An 18019-nucleotide genomic window follows, 5' to 3' on the forward strand; every position below is an offset into this window, starting at 1 on the left:
CTGGCGTGGGGGCGTGCTGGTACGGTCTGCGGTGGCGCGCCGAGCCAGGCGCGCTGCGCTGCGTTTGGTGAGCCGCTGTTAATCAAACCCCCGGCCATATACCGCATCCAGCGCGCTTTGTTCACCAGCGCGCAGCACCACCGACCAGTTTTTTGACCATTCCCAGGTCAGCTTCACTGCCGCCCCCACCCCGGTCAGGCTTTGCTCATAGCCCAGGTACAGGCCGCTGGACAGCCGTTTGCCCAGGGTCAGCACCTGATTGTCCAGCGGATGGCTGGTGCTGCTGGTCTGGGTGCTGCGCACGCTGGGCCGGGTACTGGCAGCGCCTACGTTCAGCTCGTCCAGGCCCAGCCGGCTGGCCAGTTGCTGCTGGATGCCCATGGCGTTGCCGCTGCCCAGCAGCGTGCTGGCAGCAGAAAACAGCAGCTCGGTTTCACCACCACGCAGGCTGGTGGCACTGCGCCCCAGCACCAGCCAGGACAATTTTTCGCTATCGGGCAGCTCTGGGGTAGACACCAGTTGCACGCGCGGTGCTTGTGCGCTGCCGCTGATTTCTACCCCCGGCTCCACGCTCAGGCCACGGCGCACCGCCAGCACGTCCAGACCGGGGTTATCCAGGCGGTGAACAAAGGTCAGCACGCCCCGGCTGATGTCCAGACGCTGGCCATAGGCGGCGTAATAGCCACTGACCACACGCACGCTGCCAGTGGCGCTGGGTGGCTGCCCGGCGGCGGCGCTTAGCCGCAGCTGGCCAGCCAGACGAGTGTTCAGGCCTTTGCCGATCAGGTGAAACTGCTCGCCCAGGTCAAGATCCAGCGCCACGGCCACAGGCACGGCCAGCGGGGCATCTGGCTCACGTGCCGGCTGGCCGACAATCACCACATCGCTGCCCAGCGTCGGGGTATCGCTTTCTGGCAGCACAATCCGCCCTTTATCCACCGTCAGCCCGCCTGACAGCAGCAGGCCGTTGCCGCTCTGGCGCAGCTGGGCCTGGCCGCTGACGCTCAGGCTGCGGTTGGGGTGGCTGAGCACCGCCAGCTGATGTAGGGTGAGGGTGAGCTGGGTGCTGTCCGGCTGACGCCAGTTGGCGCTACCGCGCAGGGTGAGATAGCCGCCCTGCTTGTCGCGCAGGGTCAGGCTGTCCAGTTTCAGCGTGTCGTCCTGCAGGCTAGCGCGCAGCTGGCCGTCGCTGAAGGCAATGCCGTCGCTGGGGCGTTGCACGCCCAGCGCATCGGCTTTCAGGCTGCCGCGCCAGCGTGGCGCGTTCAGCGCACCGTCGGCGCTCAGGCTGGCGCTGGCGCGGCCACTGAGGCGAATGCCTGGCGGCAGCCAGGTGGCCCAGGCCGCCAGATTAGGCAGCTCGGCGTTGGCGCTGAGCTGCATGGTGCTGGCCGGGCCGGGCAGCAGCTGGCCAGCAGCGCTGCTGAGCTGGCCTTGGGCTGTCAGGCTGCCCAGTGTCTGGCTGCGCAGCGTGGCCTGGCCTTTCCAGATGGCGTCACGCCGGTTCAGCTGCAACTGGGCATGTTCCAGCCCCAGCGGGCGGGCAGCGTGCTGGCTGAGCCAGACATCCCCGCTTTCCCGGCGCAGATTCAGCTGGCCCTGGCCGTTACCGCTCAGGTTCCAGTCGGCGGCCAGCACCAGCGAGCCATCCAGCGGCGGCGGGCTGTCCAGCAGTTTCAGCCAGCTGGTCAGCACCATACCGCTGAGTTGCCCCTGGCCGCTCAGGGTGTTGCCATCCTGCGCCAGCCGGGGGGCATTGAGCCGCGCGCCCAGCAGCTTGCCGCGCAAACCCGTCAGCTGCCAGTGGCGGGCGTCCACCACGCTGAGCGCCAGCGGCGCGTCCAGATTCAGCGCCAGCCGGCCCTGATTGCTGAGTTGGGTCAGTTGGCCCTGCCAGCCGCGTCCGCTTTGCCAGCCGCCCTCTGCCGCCAGCCGGGTATCAAAGTCGCCCAACGGTCCGCGCCCGCGCGCCTGCACGCTCAGGCTGTGTCGGGGCCGGCTGCCCTGATAGCGTGCGTCGGCCTGCACCAATTGCCAGCCGCCAGCGCGCAACTGGCGCAAGGTCAGGCTGAGCTGGCCGGCCTGGTCGAGGTTGTCGGGCAGGCGGGCGTCCAGCAGCAATTGCTCAACGCTCACACCGCCCGGCGCGCGCAGCTGGCGAATGTCCAGCAGGCCGGCCAGGCGCAGTTGCCAGCCCTTGCCGCTCAATTTGCCCTGGCCTTGTGCGCTGCCGGCAAACTCGCCGCCCAGCTGGCTGAGCTGCGGTGCCGCCAGGGTAAAGTTCAGCACATCCTGCGGCCCGCCCAGCGCGCCATCAGCGGCCAGCCGGTTATGGCCCAGGCTGGCGGCCAGACGCAGCCCCTGGGCGCGCTGTCCAGCCCACTGGCCACGCAACTGGGCGCTGACTGGCAGGCCACGGTAGTGGCTGGATGGGTCCACATTCAGTTCAATCTGGGCGCTCAGTGGCTGGGCGTTGCCGCTGACTGTCACCTGGGCATTCAGCGTGCCATCGGCCAGCGCCGTGCTCCAGCGTGCCGGATTCAGCTGGCGCAGGGTGGCGGTCAGGCTGAAGCGGCGGTTGCCAGCCAGCGCCAGGTCGCCGCTGCCCTCCAGCCGCGCGGCACCGTCGCGCAACTGCAATTGAGTCAGCCGCAGCTGGCGGGCCTGGGCCGGGCCTGCCAGCGTGAGTTCGGCGTGCAGTTCGCGCTGCTGACGGTCGTTCAGACTGAGTGATAACTGTGGCACCGACATCTGGCCATGCACCGCCAGCTGGCCGTCTGCCGGCCAGTCCGGCAGCGCGCTGGCCAGGGTGCGCAGCCGCAGGCCGCGCAGGCGGCTGGCAAAATTGAGCGTCTGCCCCTGCCAGCTGCCGCTGCCGTCCAGTTCGCCATCCAGCGCCTGCACACTCAATTGACGCACTGTCAGCGTGTTGTCGTCCACGTCCAGCTCGGCCTGGGCACCCTGCCATGGCAAGCGCTGACTTGGCCACGGCCCGGCCAGCGCATTATTGGCGCGCAGCTGGATGCGCTGGCGCTGGCCAGACACCGGTGTGCTGCTGGCGCTGAGCGAAATATCTGCCGCTGGTGCGCCGGGCAGCCACTGCGCCGGGTTGAACTGCGCCAGGGTGACCTCGGCCTGGCGCAGACGGGCAAATGGCAGCGCAGCAAACGGGGCCAGAGTAGCCTGTGCGCCCAGTGCGCTGTGCTGGTAGCCCACCGCCAGGGAAACCTTGACCGCGCCCAGCGTGCCGGCCAGGCGCACTTCGCCATTGATGGGTGCCTGTGCCAGCTGGCCACCATGCCGCCACACGCCTGCCAGCGCAAAGGGCCGCACCCCATCCAGCTGCAGCGCTGCCGTGCTCGCCCCCCACGGGGTGATGGCCTCGCTGAGCTGCAAGTGATGCTGGCGGCCATCGCTGCGCGCACTGAGCGCAAATGGCCCCATGGCCAACTGACCCAGCTCCAGCCGTGCCAGCCGGGCGTGTTCCAGCGTCAGCGCCAGCGGCAAGGTTAGCTGTTCAGGCAGGCTGGGCGGCGTGGGGTCTGGCGCGCGGGCGGTCAGGCGCAACACCCCCAGCGCCAGCGTGGTGATCCGTACCTCGCCCTGCCACAGTTGCGCCGGCTGCCAGTGCAGGTCCAGCGCATCCAGCTGGTAGTCGGTGCTGGCGGTGCGCAGTGCCAGTCCGCGCAGTTGCACCCTGCCCGAGCCCAGGCTGCCTGTCACCGCCGCCACCTGCAGCGCGCCCCCGCTCAGGCGCTCGGCCAGCGCCAGCCCGGCGCGCAAACCGGGGGCGCTGAGCAGGCTGGCCAGCAGCAGCAGCGGCAACAGCAACACCAGCGTGCCGGCCAGCCACCAACGCCAACGACGATGGGGGCGGGGCGATGGGCTGGGCGCGGTGCTGGAATCGGGTGGCGGGGTGGCGGTCATGACGGCGGTGTGGAAAGAGGAAGTCTAGCAATGTACGGCCTGGGCGACGATTTGTTAAGCAGCAGCTGGCCTGGGCCTGGCGGGGCTGCTTGTTGCGCGGGTGGCGTGCGCCAGCCAATGGCGGGTTCAGCCGGTGCGATTTGCCTGCTCGCGCACCATGTCGACAAAGGCCCGCAAGCCAGCGGGCAGCAGCCGGCGGCTGGGGTAATACAGGTAAAAGCGTTCGTCCATTGCCCGCCAGTCGTCCAGCACGCTGACCAGCCGCCCGGCAGCCAGCGCGTCGGCGGCGTAGCTGGCATACACATAGGCCAGCCCCAGGCCACGTTCGGCGGCGTGGATCATCAGCGGCATCTCTCCCACGGTCAGCGCGCCGTTCACTTCAATGTCCAGCGACTCACCGGCGCGGCTGAACTCCCAGCGGTACAGCGCCCCCCCAGGAAAACGAATGCGGATGCAGCCGTGCGCGGTCAGGTCGCGCGGGGTGCGCGGCACGCCATGGCGGGCCAGATAGTCGGGCGAGGCCACCACAATAAAGCGCTGCGGCGGGCCAATCGGGATGGCCACCATGTCTTGCTGCAGGCGTTCGCCAAAGCGTACCCCGGCGTCGAAGCCGGCGGCCACGATATCTACCAGCGCATCGTCGGCCACCAGCTCCACCTGCATGCCAGGATGGCGGGCCAGAAACGCCGCCACCAGCGGGGCCAGCACCAGCTCGCAGGCCGGGCGCGGTGCGTTCAGGCGCAGGCTGCCCAGCGGTGAGTCGCGAAAGGCGTTCACTTCATCCAGCGCGCCCTGAATATCACGCAGCGCGGGCGACAGCCGCGCCAGCAGGCGCTCGCCGGCTTCGGTGGGGGCCACGCTGCGGGTGGTGCGGTTGAGCAGGCGCACACCCAGCCTGGTTTCCAGATTGCGCAGCGCATGGCTGAGCGCGGAGGGCGACACCTCCAGTTCGGCGGCGGCACGGCGAAAGCTGCGCAGGCGGGCCACGCAGGCAAAGGCGTGCAGGTCAGACAGGCTGGCGGTGGACATTGATGAAAATGACTCAGCAAGGTGTGTTGAAAACAGCGGATTGTTGCACAGTTGGCTGGCGAGTAGTCTGGGGACACTGCATGACAACACCCCCTACCGGCGGCCAATGCCGCCGGGGGGGCCGGTTTATCCCTCTGTTTGGAAAGGTATGGCAATGAAACATCGTCTGGCGGATCTGGCAGGTAAAAGCATTCTGGTGACGGGGGCATCGTCCGGAATTGGTGCCGCCACTGCGCTGGCGCTGGGCCAGGCCGGGGCGCGGGTGGCCTTGGCTGCTCGGCGTGAGGATGCGCTGGCGGCACTGGCCGGGCAGATTTGCGCGGCCGGCGGCGAGGCGCTGGTGATTCCCACCGACGTGACGGTGGAAGCTGACCTCGAGCGGGCGGTGGCGCGCACGCTGGCGCAGTTTGGCCGGCTGGATGGCGCGTTCAATAACGCTGGTGTGCTGGGCAAGGTGGCCCCGCTGCATACGCTGAGCACGGCGGATTTCAGCGCGGTGATGCAGGCCAATGTGTACGGCGTGTTCTGGGCGTTGAAATACCAGATTGCCGCGATGCGCGACAGCGGCGGCGGGTCGATTGTGAACACCGCATCGATTGTCGCCCAGCTGGGGTTTGCCGATTTTGCCGCCTACACCGCCAGCAAGCACGCGGTGCTGGGCCTGACCCGCAGCGCCGCCACGGAGAACTTTGCCCATGGCATCCGGGTGAATGCCGTCAGCCCCGGCCCGGTGGCCACGCCGATGGCGGAAATCGGCTTTGGCAGCCTGGACAATCTGCACGCCAGCCTGAAGCTCACCCCGGCAGGCCGGCCAGGCACCCCCGAGGAAATTGCCCAGCCGGTGCTGTTTTTGCTGTCGTCAGCGTCCAGCTATATCAACGGCCAGGGGCTGGTGGTGGATGGCGGATTCAGCGTGGTGTGATGGCGTGGTCCGGGGCCGCACCAGCCCCTGGCCAGCGCGGGTTTTTTGTCCTGTATGGAATATGGAATATTGAGAAAGGTATACCATGCATCAGCGTGTATTGGGCCCGCAGCAGCGGGCGGTTTCCGCCATGGGCTTGGGCTGCATGGGCATGAGCGAATTTTACGGCCCCAGCGATGACGCTGAATCATTGCTGACCCTGCATCGGGCACTGGCGCTGGGCATTACCCTGTTCGACAGCGCTGACACCTACGGCCATGGCCATAACGAGCAACTGCTCGGCCAGTTGGTCCGCCAGATTGGCCCGGCCCGCCGCCAGCCGCTGTGCCTGGCCAGCAAGTTTGGCATTGTCCGCCAGCCGGGGCAGGCCGGGCGGCGCATTGACAATAGCCCGGCGTATATCCGCCAGGCGTGCGAGGCCTCGCTGCAGCGGCTGGGGGTGGAGCAGATTGATCTGTACTACTGCCATCGCCGCGATCCGGAAGTGCCGATTGAAGAGGTGGTTGAGGCCATGGCCGGGCTGGTGCGCGCTGGCAAGGTGGCGCAGATTGGCTTGTCAGAAGTCTCCGCCAGCACCTTGCGCCGGGCGGCGGCCATCCACCCGATTGCTGCGGTGCAGACCGAATATTCCCTGTGGAGCCGCGACCCCGAGGCTGAACTGCTGCCCGCCTGCGCCGAACTGGGTGTCAGTCTGGTGGCGTACAGCCCGCTGGGCCGGGCCTTCCTGACCGATACCTTGGCAACAGGACAATTAAGCGACGGCGATTTTCGCCAGCACAGCCCGCGTTTTCAGGGCGAGGCGGCACAGGCCAACCAGCAGCTGGTGGCCCAGCTCAGCGCCTTTGCCCAGGCGCGCGGCCAGAGTAACGCCCAGGTGGCGCTGGCCTGGCTGCTGGCCAAACACCCGCAGTTGATTCCCATCCCCGGCACCCGTCGGATTGCCTATCTTGAACAAAACGCCGCCGCCGCCGACTGCGCGCTCAGCGCTGCCGACGTGGCCGAACTGGATAAGCTGTTTGATCCGGCGCGGGTGCAGGGCGAACGCTATCCGGCGTCGGGCTGGCTGGGGATTGAACAGGCCATGTGAGCTGAACCATAAAACCCCATAGAAAAAGCCCCTGAGCAATGCTCAGGGGCTTTTTCTGATGTGTGGCGGAGAGGGGGGGATTCGAACCCCCGATAGGCTATTAACCTATACACGCTTTCCAGGCGTGCGACTTAAACCACTCATCCACCTCTCCGGATAAGAAGGACCGCATTATAGAGACAAAATTTCAATCGCACAAGCTTTTTTTACTGTTGTGGCTGCGCATCTGATCATCCTGCCATTTTATACGGGCTGGCGGCGTGTTGCTCGGCCAGATACTCGGCCATGGCCTGACGTTCCTGCGCCAGCCAGCGGCCAATGGCCTGATGAAACGCCGGCTGCTGCAAGCGGTGCATCGACCAGGTGGGCACGGGCAAAAACCCCCGGGCCAGCTTGTGTTCGCCCTGCGCGCCGCCTTCAAACACCGCCAGACCCTGCGCCAGCGCGTAGTCAATGCCGGCGTAGTAGCACAGCTCAAAGTGCAGGCAGTCCACCTGTTCAATGCAACCCCAGTAGCGGCCATACAGCCGGTGCGCATCGCGCAGACACAGGCTGGCGGCAATCGGCTGCTGGCCGCGATAGGCCAGAAACAGCACGCAAGCCTCGGGCAGGCGCTGGCCCAGCAGCAGAAAGAATTCCAGCGGCAGGTAAGGGTGCGAGCGGTGTTCCTGGTAGGTATTGCGATAGCAGTGTTCAAAAAACACCCAGTCGGCCTCGTGGATGTCGCTGCCGCTGCGCTGTACAATCTGCACGCCGGCAGCGGCAACCTTTTGGCGCTCCTGGCGGATTTTCTTGCGCTTGTCCTGGCGCAGGCTGGCCAGAAAGGCGGCAAAATCTGGCCAGCCGGCGTTCTGCCAGTGAAACTGCACCCCCATGCGCGGCAAAAACCCCACGCTTTGCAGCGCGGCGCGGTCGGCATCGGGCACAAACAGCACATGGCTGCCACTTTGCCCATGCCCGGCATCGGCCAAACCTTGTGCCAGCGCCAGCCGGCTGGGCGCGTCGGCAGCCAGCAGACGCGGGCCGGGAATGGGCGAAAACGGCACCGCGCCCAGCGCTTTCGGGTAGTAGTCCAGCCCATGTTCGGCATACGCTCGCGCCCAGCTCCAGTCGAACACATACTCGCCGCGTGAATGGGTTTTCAGGTAGCGCGGTGCCACCGCGCAGAGCTGCTTACCTTCCCACAGCGCCAGATGGGCCGGTTGCCAGCCGGTGGCGGCGCTGACTGCGCCGCTGTCCTCCAGCGCCGACAGCAGCGCATGGCTCACCCAGGGCTGGCCGCCGGACAGCGCATCCCAGCTGTCGGCGGGCAGGGCGTGCAGGGAAGCATGTTCACGCAGGATAGCCATGGCTCAGTGCCGCTGGTAATAGTCAAACGCCTGCTCGGCGGACAGCGTCACCACCTCGGCGTGGCAGCGCTGATAAAAGCGCTGCTTGTCGATTGCCCTGACTTGCAGCTGCATCTCATGGTTGGCGAGTTTTTCCTTTTCCAGCGCGCCATCAATCGACACCGGAATATCGCGGCAAATCCGCTTGTACTTGCCGCCTTGCTCCTTGCTGCAGCGGGTGTCACCGTGGCGTGCGGAGCGGGACGGACACGCCACCTCCGGGGCCTTGCTGGCTTCAACGGTACGGCAGGACTCATGCAGCCGGTAGCCCCGGTCCAGCACCTGACGAATCTCCGCCGCCTTGTTTGCGTGCTCGCGTTCCTCACGATCCAGCTGCGTGTAACCGTTGACGCTGGTACACACCTCATGCGCGCGCTGCAGCGGCGTCATTTTGCGAAAGCTGTCCACGCTGGCGCAGGCAGACAACAGCGTGACGGTCAGCACGGTCAGCGTCAGTGCAGGGAGGTTCATGCGGCGGTTCCTTGTGGTGGCGAAGAAGCCCTGACCGCTGCGCTGCATGTTGTGAGCGCCTTTTAATCCGGCTGGCTCGTCCAGAACGAGCGCCATGGCGGCGTGGCAGCCCGAATGATAATCCGCTGGCGCAGAAAAGAAACGCTCCGTGCATCGGTAGGCGACAAGGAGTATGCCGGGTGCCCTGATTGAGACAGTGAGGCTTGAGACAGTAAGGCCGCGCGGAGTCAGTGATACTGATAATAATTGAACGCCTGCCCCGCCGACATCGGTTTCACCCGCGCGTAGCAACTGCGGTACCGAGCGCCTGATTGAACACGAAACGGATCAGTGCCCGGCCACGCCGTGGGCGTGGCTGCCCGCCGGGTGATGCGCCAGAATCTGCCCGAGCATTTCCTGCGCCATGGCGGCGTCGGCATGCACCACCGTGCCAAGGTTTTCCTGCTGCCACAGCGCTGCCTGGGCGGCATCGTCGCCGCGTACCAGCACGCGGATGCCAGGGTTCAGCGTGCGGGCAATCTCGACCATCTTGCGCGCGTCAAACAAATCCGGAATGGCCACCACCAGCATGCTGGCGCGGGCAATATGCGCCTGAATCAGCACCGCCGGTTCGCTGGCGTCGCCCAGCACCGCCGCGCGATGGCTGGCGCGCAGCGCCTCCACCGCCTCGCGGCGCAGCTCGGCCACCACAAACGGAATGGCATGGCTGGCCAGTGCATCGGCAATCCGTGTGCCCACCCGGCCATAGCCCACCAGCACCACCTGGCCGCTCAGGCAGGCATCGTGCACCGTACCGGGCAGCTCGGCCAGCGGGTCGGGACGCAAGGCCAGTTCGCGCGCCCAGGCAAAGCGCGCGCGCAGCCAGGCTTCCAGCGGGGCAATGGCGGCAAACAACAGGCTGTTGCAGGCAATCGACAGCATGGCCCCGGCCAGAATCAGGTTTTGCCCTTCACGCGGCAGCAAACCCAGGCTGACGCCAAGCCCAGCCAGAATAAACGAGAACTCGCCAATTTGCGCCAGGCTGGCCCCCACCGTCAGCGCGGTGTTCAGCGGGTGGCGCAGCAACAGCACCAGCGCCACCGCCGCCACGGTTTTGCCCAGCATGATCACCCCGGTGACCGCCAGCACCTTACCCGGATCGCTCAGCAGCACCGCCGGGTCGAACAGCATGCCCACCGACACAAAAAACAGCACGGAAAACGCATCGCGCAGCGGCAGCGATTCGTCAGCCGCCCGGTGGCTGTATTCCGACTCGCGCATCATCATCCCGGCAAAAAACGCCCCCAGCGCAAACGACACATCAAACAGCCGCGCCGAGCCATACGCCACGCCCATGGCCACGGCAATCACGCACAGGGTGAACAGCTCACGCGAGCCGGTGCCAGCCACCCACCATAACAGGCGCGGCAACAGCCGCCGACCCACCAGCAGCATCAGCGCCACAAAGGCGCTGACCTTGGCCAGCGTCAGGCCCAGCGTGGCCCACAGCGCGCCTTCCTGCGCTGCGCCGCCAGTGTGGCCGCCCAGCAGGCCCGCCAGCGGCGGCAGCAACACCAGCACCAGCACCATCACCAGGTCTTCCACCACCAGCCAGCCCACCGCCAGCCGGCCATTGCCCGACGCCAGCTCGCCCCGGCTTTCCAGCGCACGCAGCAGCACCACCGTGCTGGCCACCGACAGCGACAAGCCCAGCACCAGCCCGGCACCGGGCGTCCAGCCCCACGCCCACGCCACCCCGGCTCCCATGGCCGTGGCCACGCCGATTTGCACAATCGCCCCCGGCACCGCCACCTTGCGCACCGCCAGCAAGTCGCCCAGCGAAAAATGCAGCCCCACGCCAAACATCAATAACATCACGCCAATTTCCGCCAACTGCCCGGCCAGCGCTACATCGGCCACAAACCCCGGCGTGGCCGGGCCAATCATCACCCCGGCCAGCAAATAGCCCAGCAAAGGCGGCAGGCGCAGGCGGGCGGCGGCAAAGCCCAGCACCAGCGCCAGGCCAAAGCCGGCAGACAAGGTGGTAATCAGCGGAATGTCATGCAGCATGAAGGCTCCTGAAACAAGGGGAAGATCACAACAAGCAATACCAGAAGGGCAAGCCAGCACACACGGCATGGTGTGGCGCGGCAATTGGCGCAGCAGGGTGGCAGGCGATTGACCACACGCTCTAGTAGCCAGTTACGTTGAAATACAAGGGTTCATGCGAGCAAATTTATGCCGGGTATCTCGGTTTAATTTCTGTTAAAACAAAACCTTACTTTGCCACAGCGAACCACCTGCCGCGCCCTGTCGCGTCATTCCCGCGCAGGCGGGAATCCAGGGGCCTCCACAGCGTGCAGCGGGTGTGCGCTCTCACGACCGTCCCGCCCGCCCCACACCCACGGCACACGCTGTGGTGCGGTCTGGGTTCCCGCCTGCGCGGGAACGACAAGTGGGTGAAACTCACGCCAGAAGAGGGCTAGCCTCCGATGGGCGCTCTGGTTTAATTTTTTTAAAAACAAAGCTTTACCTAGCCACAGCAAACCACCCGCCGCGCCCTACCCCGTCATTCCCGCGCAGGCGGGAATGACGGGGTATCCACAGCGTGCAGCGGGTTTGCGCTCTCACGACCGTCCCGCCCCACACCCACGGCACACGCTGTGGTGCAGTCTGGGTTCCCGCCTGCGCGGGAACGACAAGTGGGTGAAACTCATGCCAGAAGAGGGCTGGCCTCCGATGAGGACTCTGGTTTAATTTTTTTAAAACAAAGCCTTATCTAGCCACAGCAAACCACCCGCCGCGCCCTACCCCGTCATTCCCGCGCAGGCGGGAATCCAGGGGTATCCACAGCGTGCAGCGGGGGGGTCTCCCGACTGCCCCGCAACGCCCCACACCCACGGCGCGCACTGTGGCACGGTCTGGGTTCCCGCCTGCGCGGGAACGACAAGTGGGTGAAACTCACGCCAGAAGAGGGCTAGCCTCCGATGAGGACTCTGGTTTAATTTTTTTAAAACAAAGCCTTATCTAGCCACAGCAAACCACCCGCCGCGCCCTACCCCGTCATTCCCGCGCAGGCGGGAATCCAGGGGTATCCACAGCGTGCAGCGGGGGGGGGCTCCCGACTGCCCCGCAACGCCCCACACCCACGGCGCGCACTGTGGCACGGTCTGGGTTCCCGCCTGCGCGGGAACGACAAGTGGGTGAAACTCACGCCAGAAGAGGGCTAGCCTCCGATGAGGACTCTGGTTTAATTTTTTTAAAACAAAGCCTTATCTAGCCACAGCAAACCACCCGCCGCGCCCTACCCCGTCATTCCCGCGCAGGCGGGAATCCAGGGGTATCCACAGCGTGCAGCGGGTATGAGTTCTCACCACCGCCCCGCCATGCTAAGGATGCGCTGATTTATTCAGACAAACCGTTTTTGCCAAAAACAAAACCCATTAAAATCAAAAACCTGGATTCCCGCCTTCGCGGGAATGACGATTTTTTCAGCGTATCCCTAAAGCTTCCCACGGCATACGCTGTGGCGTGGTCTGGGTTCCCGCCTGCGCGGGAACGACAAGTCGGGTGAGCTTCATGCCCAAAGCGGTCGATTTACCGTCCCGTTGAAATACCTGCACGCAGGCGAGCGCGCTGACCTTGGGTGTCTGTGCCAATCATCGGTTCATATCAGGGTGACTAACTACTCCTAGGGCAGACAGGGGCGTCACGCAGATGGTTCACTGTCTGGCGGGCTTTCCGGGCAACATGGACGCCTCCCGCCCTCCCCGCTTAAAATAGCGCCATTCTTTTACCCCACCCCGTGCGCCTGCCCTGCCGTGCGGCGCACCCGGCAACGAGACACCATGACCCTTCTGCAACTGCTCAACCAACGCATTTCTGCCGCCCTGGCCGCCGCTGGCTGCCCGGAAGCCTCGCCCATCCTGCAAACCGCCTCGCGCGCCGAGTTTGGCGACTATCAGGCCAACGGCATCATGGCCGCCGCCAAAGCCAAAAAAACCAACCCGCGCGCGCTGGCCGAGCAGGTAATTGCCCAGCTGGACCTGGCCGGCATCGCCAGCAAAATCGAAATCGCCGGCCCCGGCTTTATCAACATCCACCTCGACCCGGCATTTCTGGCTGGCAAAGTCAGCGCCGCGCTGGCCAGCCCCACGCTGGGCATCGAGCCGCAAAGCCCGCGCCAGAAGGTGATTGTCGATTACTCCTCGCCCAATCTGGCCAAGGAAATGCACGTCGGCCACCTGCGCTCCAGCATCATCGGCGACGCGCTGGTGCGCGTGCTGGCCGCCGTCGGCCACGACACCGTCCGCTGCAACCATGTGGGCGACTGGGGTACCCAGTTTGGCATGCTCACCGCCTATCTGGTGGAAAGCGACAATCAGGACGCCGGCCTGGCGCTGAACGACCTGGAAGACTTTTACCGCAAGGCCAAAATCCGCTTTGACGAAGACGCCGCCTTTGCCGACCGCGCCCGCGACTATGTGGTGCGCCTGCAATCCGGCGACGCCGAAGTGCTGGCGCTGTGGAAGCAGTTTGTTGACGTGTCGCTGACCCACTGCGAAGCGGTGTACCGCAAGCTGGGCGTCAGCCTCACCCGCGCCGACGCGCGCGGCGAATCCGCCTACAACGCCGACCTGCCGGTGATCGTGCGCGAACTGCGCGAACAAGGCCTGCTGGCCGAAGACAACGGCGCGCAAGTGGTGTTTCTGGACGAATTCCGCAACCAGGACGGCGACCCGATGGGCGTCATCATCCAGAAAAAAGACGGCGGCTATCTCTACACCACCACCGACCTGGGCGCGGTGCGCTACCGCTGCCGCGAACTGGGCGTGGACCGCGTGCTGTATGTGGTGGACGCCCGCCAGAGCCAGCATTTTCAGCAGGTGTTCACCCTGTGCCGCAAGGCCGGCTTTGCCCCGGAAAACGTGCAGCTGCAACACATCGGCTTTGGCACCATGATGGGCGAAGACGGCAAGCCGTTTAAAACCCGCAGCGGCGGCACCGTCAAACTGATCGAACTGCTGGACGAAGCCGAAGAACGCGCCTTCCAGCTGGTCAGCGAGAAAAACCCCGACCTGGACGACGCCACCCGCCGCCGCGTGGCGCTGGCCGTGGGCATTGGCGCGGTGAAATACGCCGACCTGTCGAAAAACCGCAACAGCGATTACATCTTCAACTGGAACCAGATGCTGGCCTTTGAAGGCAACACCGCGCCCTATCTGCAATACGCCTATACCCGCGTGGCCAGCCTGTTCCGCAAGGCCGGCGAGCACGACGCCAACGCCCCGGTGCAGATCGACGCCGCCGAAGAAAAAGCTCTGGCCGTCGCCCTGGCGCAGTTTAACGACGTGCTCTACCACGTGGCCGACGAAGGCTACCCGCACTTTCTCTGCCAATACCTGTACCACGTCGCCACCCTGTTCATGCGCTTTTACGAAGCCTGCCCGGTGCTGAAAAGCGAAGGCGCCGTGCGCGCCTCCCGCCTGCAACTGGCCCGCCTGACGGCGGCAACGCTGAAGACCGGGCTGGATTTGCTGGGGATTGAGGTGCTGGAGGCGATGTAAGCGGGGGTGAGCGGGCAGCGGGCGGATTGCTTGGCTGTGTGCTGCCTGTGCTCAGTGCTTACTGGATAAAAAAACCGCCAGCCTGGTAGATGGGGCGGCGGTTTTTTTATATTGGTGTGGTCAATTGTCGAAGTGGGCGGCCAGCCAAGCCTGGGCTTGTGCTTCGCCACCAGTGATTTCTCGCAAGACATCGCGCACATATCCCACAACATTGGGCGTATTGGATCGCTCAGCCATGCTCAAGGCCTTCAGTAAGGCATCGTCTCGTTCCTCGGGGTGTGCCAAAGCCTGCTGGCAGCGTGCGATTTCAGCTAAGGTCTTGGCCCAGCCCGCTGGCGTTTGCTCCTGCTGATACAAAGCCAGCGCGTCCAGATACATATCCAGCGCGGCAGACCAAGCCTTTTCTCCACGCTTTAAATCGCCCAAAGCCCGCAGCGTGCTGGCGAGCCCCAGACAGTAGCGTGTCTTGTCAAATAGCTCGCGCGCCTGTTCATAGTAGTCGCGCGCCTTTCCCTGCTCGCCCAGCCGGCGTTCCAAATCGCCTAGAGACTTCAGCGTGTAGGCCAGCCCTATATCGGAGTGCTCCTTCGCATACAGCGTGCGCGCCTGTTCGTAGTGGTCACGCGCCTTATCCCTCTTGTCCTGCCGACTTGCCAGATCGCCAAACGACTTTTGCATCTCAGCCAGCCCTAAATCATCGTATCCCTTCTTGAATAATGTCTGCGCTTCTACGTAGCAGACATACGCCTCGTCCTTCTTGTCCAGTTGGTTTTCCAGATCACCTAGCACCCTGAGCGTGTAGGCCCGCCCCGCACCGGAGTGTTCCTTCTCATAGAGCTTCAGCGCCTTTGTGTAAGAGGCACGCGCCTTGTCCACCTCACCCAGCCGCTTTTCCAGATTTCCCAGCGACCTTAGTGTATCAGCCAGCCCCAAGCGGTCACTTTCCTGCTCATACAGATTCTGTGCCTGGCTATAGTACTCATATGCCTTACCCACCTCACCTCGCCGGCTCTCCAAGTCACCCAGCGACTTTAACGTGTTGGCTAATCCTAGGTCATCTCTGCATTCCTTGAAGAGAGCCAGGGCTTCTTCGTAACAAGTACGCGTCTTGCTTAATTCACCCAGGCGCCTTTCCAAATCGCCGAGTGACTTCAGCGTGTTGGCCAACCCCAAATCGTCGTTTTTCTTTTTATACAGGCTCTTTGCCTCCTCGTAACAGTCGCGAGCCTTGTCCATCTCACTCTGCCGCTTTTCTAGATCGCCCAGCGACTTTAGTGTGTTGGCCAGCCCCAAATCGTCATGTTTCTTCTCATACAACACTCGTGCCTCCTGATAGCAGGCGCACGCCTTATCCGGGTCTCTTAGCCGACTTTCCAGATCGCCTCGGCGTAGCAAGAATAAAGCTTCATCTGGGTAACGCTCACACAAGATGGCAAGCAAGGGAGCTGCCACCACTGTGTTGAATATATATTCATTGCTCAGCTTGTTTGCTATAGCAAGCAACCACGCCTCATCTTTTTGCCCAGATAGCATTCCCCCCATCAAGCGAGCCAGTGCAGTAAAATACTGTTGTAGCCATCTGCGGGCCTCCCGTTTTTGATCACTGCTGCAAATACTCTGTACCTGATCCACCTTCAGAGTAAACATCTCTTGCAACGGCTGCCGCACTACCGCCCAATCAAACCGGGCGCGCCCCGCCTGCGCGGCATCCAGCGCATAGCGCGCCAGCGGCGGCAGCATGGCCCAGCGGCCTTCGGCATTGCGTGTCAGCACATGGTGGCGCACCAGCCAGCGGCGGGCGTCGATCCAGCCGCTGGTGGATTCCAATTCTTCTAGCGTGTCTTGCGGCACGCCGCCGTGGAATAGCGCGCAGGCCGCCCACAGCAGCAGGGTGTGCGGATTGTGCTGATGCAGCGCCTGCGCGGTTAAGGCCAGGCTGGTGTCCAGGCTGCCCAGCCGGGCGGTAGGCTGTTGCGGGTCGTCGGCGGCGCGGGTGCCAAGGTGTTGCCAGCGGCGCAGCAGCTCGACATAGCTGCACCAGTCGCCCAGACGGGCGCACAGCACAATGCTCAACGGATGGCCACCCAGCTCGTTCACAACAAAATGGGTCAATTCGGCATCCTGCGGCAGTTGATTGGCCGGCCCGGCCCATGTTTCGCGAAACAGCCGCAAGGCGGCATCGTCGGGCAGGCGGTCCACTTCGATGATTTTGCCAAATACTGCCGACACGCTCTGCCGGGAGGACACCAGCAGGCGCACATCGGGCTGGTCAGCCCAGGCTTTTAGCGCCTTGATCCCTTCCGGCTGGCTGAGCACGCTTTCCAGATTGTCCAGATAGTACAGACCCGGCGGCAGGCTGGTTATCAGCTTGTCCATGGTGTCCACCTGGCTGGGCAGCCCCAGCCCGCGCTGGGCGATGTCCAGCAGGTCGGCCAGGCTGGCGTGGTCTGGCAGGCTGAGATACCAGGCGGCAGCGTGTGGGGCTTCCGTCAGCCAGGCTTTCAGCGCGGCCTTGCACACCTCGGTCTTGCCGATGCCGCCCACGCCGGAGACTTCCTTGGCGGCAGACACGGCCAGGGTGTTGGCGTCGCCGCGCAGGAAATCCAGCACTTGGGCGACGATGGCGTCACGGCCATACACTTCTTTTTCGACGGGATTGAGTTTTTTGTCATTGCCCCCGGACAACCGCGCCGGCGGTTGTGTCGGAACTGGCGCAGCCATTGGCACCCATGCGGCAGGCGCAGCAAGTTGGGCAGTCAGTGAGGGGATTTCACCCAGAAAAGCACACACTGCATGGTGCAGGTGCTCGTTTCGGTTAGCTGGCTTGCTAATGCTGATGTGGTTCTGCGCCAGCGGAACAGCCGTCACGCCAGGCAAGCTGGGGTCGCTGCTGCTTGGATCGACCACACGAACCCGAGCCAGTCGCGTCAGCCAAGGCAGCCAGGATCGCTTGGTTTGCCATTCCAGGTCTCGACTTTCTGCAAAGGCCTGTACGGCGAACCCTAGCCGAGTATGTTCAGCACCAAACGAGCGATTCAACTGCCGCAAGTGCGGATCATGCAGCTGCAAATTGCCGACTTGTGGATTAGGACGAAGCAGCTTGCCGATGGCCTGCGCCAGATTGGCCAGTTCGGCGCCTTGGTGTGGCGTGGCAATAAACACCACGCCACGAATGCGGCGAACCATGGCCTGATGGCGTGGGTCGTCTTTGTGCATGCTTTGGGTAATCAGGGTTTTGATCACCAAGCCGCCCATGCTGTGGCCAATCAGCACCAGTTGGCGTTCGACAAGTTTGGGGTGAACGGAAAGCAGACTTGCCACTTGGTCACCCTGGTCTGGCAAGGGCATGGCCTGATGTTGCCAACGGCTCAGGCTGGCGTCGTATTCCAGCAGGTAGACGTCACATCCGCTGTCCTCACTCAGCCAATGGGGCCAACAGGCATCCGGCGGGGTGCCGTCAGGCCGCCAAGAGTCCAAGAAATGGCCGTTCAGCCCATGGATCAAAATCACCACAGGTTTGTTGCGGTCGCCTTCACGGCAAAGATGTAATTTGGCCAAGCGCTTACTTCCCCCAGACGACGCAGCCAAGGCATGACGACCGCAACCCGATATGGGTGAATGGTAACGTTTTTGCGACACAGGCGGCAGG

At 64.2% G+C, this 18019-nt stretch carries 9 protein-coding genes and 1 tRNA gene; 3 read left to right on the plus strand and 7 right to left on the minus strand.

The genetic code is table 11. The features are described from left to right. Window positions 1-78: 78 nt before the first annotated feature. Both BXU06_RS04560 and BXU06_RS04565 read right to left on the minus strand, forming a co-directional pair. A complete protein-coding gene (locus tag BXU06_RS04560; RefSeq protein WP_077297244.1) occupies window positions 79-3927 on the minus strand; it encodes a translocation/assembly module TamB domain-containing protein in 3849 nt (1282 codons plus the stop codon). Between the two features lie 126 nt (window positions 3928-4053). Then, the gene (locus BXU06_RS04565; protein WP_077297246.1) at window positions 4054-4956 is read right to left on the minus strand and encodes a LysR family transcriptional regulator; all 903 of its coding nucleotides are present in this window, start codon (window positions 4954-4956) and stop codon (window positions 4054-4056) included. A 154-nt stretch (window positions 4957-5110) separates the two neighbouring features. Here BXU06_RS04565 and BXU06_RS04570 point away from each other — a divergent pair, with 154 nt between their 5' ends. Both BXU06_RS04570 and BXU06_RS04575 read left to right on the plus strand, forming a co-directional pair. Beyond that, window positions 5111-5878: an SDR family NAD(P)-dependent oxidoreductase gene (locus BXU06_RS04570; RefSeq protein WP_077297248.1), complete on the plus strand. Its 768-nt coding sequence runs from the start codon at window positions 5111-5113 to the stop codon at window positions 5876-5878. An 85-nt stretch (window positions 5879-5963) separates the two neighbouring features. After that, the gene (locus tag BXU06_RS04575) at window positions 5964-6965 is read left to right on the plus strand and encodes an aldo/keto reductase (RefSeq protein ID WP_077297250.1); all 1002 of its coding nucleotides are present in this window, start codon (window positions 5964-5966) and stop codon (window positions 6963-6965) included. A gap of 63 nt (window positions 6966-7028) precedes the next feature. On the opposite strand, the gene BXU06_RS04580 is transcribed toward BXU06_RS04575, so the two are convergent. The 4 genes from BXU06_RS04580 to BXU06_RS04595 all read right to left on the minus strand — a co-directional run bounded on the left by BXU06_RS04580 (window position 7029) and on the right by BXU06_RS04595 (window position 10873). Beyond that, window positions 7029-7119, minus strand: a tRNA-Ser gene (locus tag BXU06_RS04580). Window positions 7120-7195: 76 nt separating this feature from the next. Beyond that, entirely contained in the window at window positions 7196-8314 is a 1119-nt protein-coding gene (locus BXU06_RS04585) for a GNAT family N-acetyltransferase (RefSeq protein WP_077297252.1), read from the minus strand. A 3-nt stretch (window positions 8315-8317) separates the two neighbouring features. Further along, complete coding sequence (locus tag BXU06_RS04590) at window positions 8318-8824, minus strand: hypothetical protein (RefSeq protein WP_077297254.1); 507 nt, start codon at window positions 8822-8824, stop codon at window positions 8318-8320. A 327-nt stretch (window positions 8825-9151) separates the two neighbouring features. Then, complete coding sequence (locus tag BXU06_RS04595; RefSeq protein WP_077297256.1) at window positions 9152-10873, minus strand: cation:proton antiporter; 1722 nt, start codon at window positions 10871-10873, stop codon at window positions 9152-9154. A 1778-nt stretch (window positions 10874-12651) separates the two neighbouring features. On the opposite strand from BXU06_RS04595, the gene argS reads away from it, so the two are divergent. Beyond that, a complete protein-coding gene (gene argS, locus BXU06_RS04600; protein ID WP_077297258.1) occupies window positions 12652-14370 on the plus strand; it encodes an arginine--tRNA ligase in 1719 nt (572 codons plus the stop codon). Between the two features lie 120 nt (window positions 14371-14490). Here the strand turns inward: argS and BXU06_RS04605 are convergent, their stop codons facing one another. Further along, window positions 14491-17928 carry a tetratricopeptide repeat protein gene (locus BXU06_RS04605; protein ID WP_077297260.1) on the minus strand — a complete coding sequence of 1146 codons (3438 nt, stop codon included), beginning with the start codon at window positions 17926-17928 and terminating at the stop codon, window positions 14491-14493. Window positions 17929-18019: the final 91 nt, after the last annotated feature.

It is taken from the genome of Aquaspirillum sp. LM1 (genome assembly GCF_002002905.1).
In the GTDB taxonomy this organism is placed as follows: Bacteria; Pseudomonadota; Gammaproteobacteria; order Burkholderiales; family Aquaspirillaceae; genus Rivihabitans.

Bases quoted from the DNA above. Each gene is read 5' to 3' on its own strand.
- BXU06_RS04560 (WP_077297244.1), bottom strand. From the start codon at position 3,927: ATGACCGCCACCCCGCCACCCGATTCCAGCACCGCGCCCAGCCCATCG.
- BXU06_RS04565 (WP_077297246.1), bottom strand. From the start codon at position 4,956: ATGTCCACCGCCAGCCTGTCTGACCTGCACGCCTTTGCCTGCGTGGCC.
- BXU06_RS04570 (WP_077297248.1), top strand. From the start codon at position 5,111: ATGAAACATCGTCTGGCGGATCTGGCAGGTAAAAGCATTCTGGTGACG.
- BXU06_RS04575 (WP_077297250.1), top strand. From the start codon at position 5,964: ATGCATCAGCGTGTATTGGGCCCGCAGCAGCGGGCGGTTTCCGCCATG.
- BXU06_RS04585 (WP_077297252.1), bottom strand. From the start codon at position 8,314: ATGGCTATCCTGCGTGAACATGCTTCCCTGCACGCCCTGCCCGCCGAC.
- BXU06_RS04590 (WP_077297254.1), bottom strand. From the start codon at position 8,824: ATGAACCTCCCTGCACTGACGCTGACCGTGCTGACCGTCACGCTGTTG.
- BXU06_RS04595 (WP_077297256.1), bottom strand. From the start codon at position 10,873: ATGCTGCATGACATTCCGCTGATTACCACCTTGTCTGCCGGCTTTGGC.
- argS (WP_077297258.1), top strand. From the start codon at position 12,652: ATGACCCTTCTGCAACTGCTCAACCAACGCATTTCTGCCGCCCTGGCC.